This window comes from Nitrosomonas sp. Nm58, from assembly GCF_900107335.1.
Taxonomy (GTDB): domain Bacteria; phylum Pseudomonadota; class Gammaproteobacteria; order Burkholderiales; family Nitrosomonadaceae; genus Nitrosomonas.
On sequence record NZ_FNPQ01000097.1, the window covers coordinates 1 to 2,987 of the forward strand.

Consider the following 2,987-nt stretch of genomic DNA (forward strand, 5'->3'; position numbering starts at 1 on the left):
TCACCTTAATCACTTTAGTCAAGTAATTTTTCCATATTTGTAGCAGGGGATTTCATAAAAAATAAAATCTATTACTACTTCAATAAGTTGAGTAAGCGATAGATTACTCCTCCAAGATCTAGAATTTACTCAATCGGAATTTAGTCTTATGCACTATTTCACAAAGTGAATATCTAAATTTGATAGAATTATGTAAAATCGTTTGGAATATGGTATGTTTATCATTAGTTCTAATTTAGCCTTAAGCACATCAAGTTTATTTAAAATCATGTTTCTAAACCAAGCATACTCGGTATTTAGGCAATATAACTTGTAGTTTTGTAGTTGACTCTAGCAAGAAATTTTATGAATGATAAAATAGGTCTACATGCGCCTAATGATAAAATTACTGCGGCTGTTGCTCTTTTAAAGGCAGGTAAAAACGTAGCTTTTCCCACAGAGACTGTTTATGGACTGGGGGCTGATATTACCAACCCTGCAGCGATAAATCGTGTTTATGAAATAAAAAGGCGTCCTATTAACCATCCTCTTATCGTTCATTTCGCTGAAATGAATCGATTAGATTACTGGGCAACAGATGTACCCGAATCAGCTCGGCAATTAGCCGAGCATTTTTGGCCAGGACCTCTTACTTTAATTCTGCCCAGAAGCTCACGCGTACCACTTAGTGTAACAGGTGGTCAAAACACTGTTGGTTTGCGTATTCCTGATCACCCCATAGCATTCGCGCTATTAAAAGCACTAGGCCCTGACAAGGCGCTTGCCGCGCCTTCAGCAAATCGCTTTGGTCGATTAAGTCCAACTTCAGCACATCATGTGCATGAAGAACTTGGTCAAGAGGTAAGTATGATTCTAGATGGAGGGACTTGCAAAGTTGGTCTGGAAAGCACCATTATTAGCTTTTATGATTCAACAGTCATTCTTTTGCGGCCTGGCGGTATTCCCATAGCATCGATTGAAGATATACTAAAACAAAAAATTGCCTTGAAAAAAAATCAAGACATAACTTTACGCGCTCCGGGTACCCTAACTTCTCATTACGCCCCTGTAACACCTCTCGAAGTCTGGTCTACCGAATCAATTCAACAGCGCGCACAAGAATTGAGTAAAAAGGGGGCATGGATTGCCCTTGTCGTATGGTCTGGCTTCGACCATTCTTCCCAAGCTTCAAATGAAAATATTCATCATTTCTTAATGCCCGCAGATCCCATCGAATATGGCCAACAACTGTATGCTACTCTTCGTCAACTAGATCAGAAAGGTTTTTCTCGATTATTGGCAGAAGCTCCTCCTGACGATTCAGCTTGGTTAGCAATTTCTGATCGCCTACAACGCGCCAGCTTTACTACATCAACTCATAATGAAAAAAAATAATACTTCACTTTCTGCTGTACTATTCGATGTTGATGGCACTCTTGCCGACACTGAACGAGATGGCCATCGCCCTGCTTTTAACGCTGCATTTAAAGAATTTGGACTTGATTGGAATTGGGATACCGAGCTTTACGGTAAATTACTCCAAGTTACCGGTGGCAAAGAGCGCATCCGATATTACATGGAAAAATATGTTCCCAGCGCATTAAACAAGAATGATTTGTCTAGTTGGATCGCTGAGTTACATAAAACCAAGACCAAATATTTTCTTGACTTATTAGCAAAAGGGAACATCCCTTTGCGCCCCGGTATTGCACGATTAATTCATGAATTGCGCGAAAAAGAAATAAAAATAGCCATTGCCACAACCACGACACCAGAAAATGTAACCTCTCTATTAAAATTTACATTGGGCGAAGAATCTCTTAGTTGGTTTGATGCCATCGGTGCGGGAGATATCGTACCTCAAAAAAAACCTGCTCCAGATATTTATTACTGGGTACTCGAAAAACTTGGATTACCACCTCAACAATGTATCGCAATTGAGGATTCAGAAAACGGATTAAAATCTTCTCGTTCAGCGGGTATTAAAACTATCATCACAGTAAGTGAATATACATATTCACAAAATTTCAATGGTGCAGCAATGGTTTTAACCGATCTAGGAGAGCCAAGTAGATTGCCCTCCATCGTCTCAGGAACTATTCCTAACCTCAATAATAGCTGGATAGATGCCTCAGCTTTAGCTACCTTAATAGAATCTAATGATCAGTAAATTCTATAGACTCATCACAATGATAATTTAGGATCAGGACCTGAGGTATCCCCACAAAATATCATTAAGAAACAATGTATTGTTGGATGGAATTCAGATAAAAATAAGATCAAGCCGGTCTGAACATAAAATTTCTTTCTAAAATAATAACCTGGAAGGATAAATTTATGTCGATTATTGATCTGCTGCATAGCTTATTGAAAGAAAAAGTTCCCGGCATTCATGCTACCCGTCTCCAAGCTCTGATGGCTGCTGTTCAGGCTGGTTTGAAAGGAGCGTCTGTATCGATTACGCAGCTCGGGCGGTCGCTTTCCGGACCTGCCTATATCAAACACAAAATCAAGCGTATGGATCGCTTAGCCGGCAATTACCATCTCAACAGCGAACGCATGGAGATATACGGCACTATGACCCGATGGCTATTGCAATCCCTGCCCATGCCCTTGATCCTTATCGACTGGTCGCCCCTGACAACAGATCTGACCTCGCAAAGTACTTGGATTTAGAACTCCTCGTGAGGTATTCTTCGGAGTATCGATTAACTACACTAATCAGCCATCAAAAGTTGCGCTTCGAATTTGAATCTACGTAGTCGGCCCTGCAAAATTCACCCGGCTGCTAATATAGATTTAGCATGCCGAGTATTCACATCAACAGTCAGAAGTTCGCTCCTGATAGAATTGACCAGCTGAAGCAATAAAATGCGTAAAAAAGCCGTCTTCAGCCCCAGGCGAACCATTGCTCGCAGCAACCAGCGTAGGTTGTAACCCGTTGCACACAGTACTGCATGGAGCGCATCGCCCAGTTTTCCCTGTAACCAGCAACGATCCATTCGGTG

At 41.0% G+C, this 2,987-nt stretch carries 3 protein-coding genes and 1 pseudogene; 3 read left to right on the forward strand and 1 reads right to left on the reverse strand.

The window, feature by feature from the left end; genetic code table 11:
* Positions 1 to 345 precede the first annotated feature (345 nt).
* From BLW34_RS15080 to BLW34_RS15090, 3 genes are all read left to right on the forward strand, one after another.
* The gene (locus BLW34_RS15080) at positions 346 to 1,374 is read left to right on the forward strand and encodes an L-threonylcarbamoyladenylate synthase (RefSeq protein WP_090581346.1); all 1,029 of its coding nucleotides are present in this window, start codon (positions 346 to 348) and stop codon (positions 1,372 to 1,374) included.
* The gene (locus BLW34_RS15085) at positions 1,361 to 2,149 is read left to right on the forward strand and encodes an HAD family hydrolase (protein WP_090581349.1); all 789 of its coding nucleotides are present in this window, start codon (positions 1,361 to 1,363) and stop codon (positions 2,147 to 2,149) included. The genes BLW34_RS15080 and BLW34_RS15085 overlap by 14 nt, the downstream gene beginning before the upstream one ends.
* A 167-nt stretch (positions 2,150 to 2,316) precedes the next feature.
* The gene (locus tag BLW34_RS15090; protein WP_090581352.1) at positions 2,317 to 2,655 is read left to right on the forward strand and encodes a hypothetical protein; all 339 of its coding nucleotides are present in this window, start codon (positions 2,317 to 2,319) and stop codon (positions 2,653 to 2,655) included.
* Between the two features lie 101 nt (positions 2,656 to 2,756).
* Here the strand turns inward: BLW34_RS15090 and BLW34_RS15095 are convergent.
* Positions 2,757 to 2,987 (reverse strand): annotated as a pseudogene (locus BLW34_RS15095) (hypothetical protein); the annotation flags it as partial.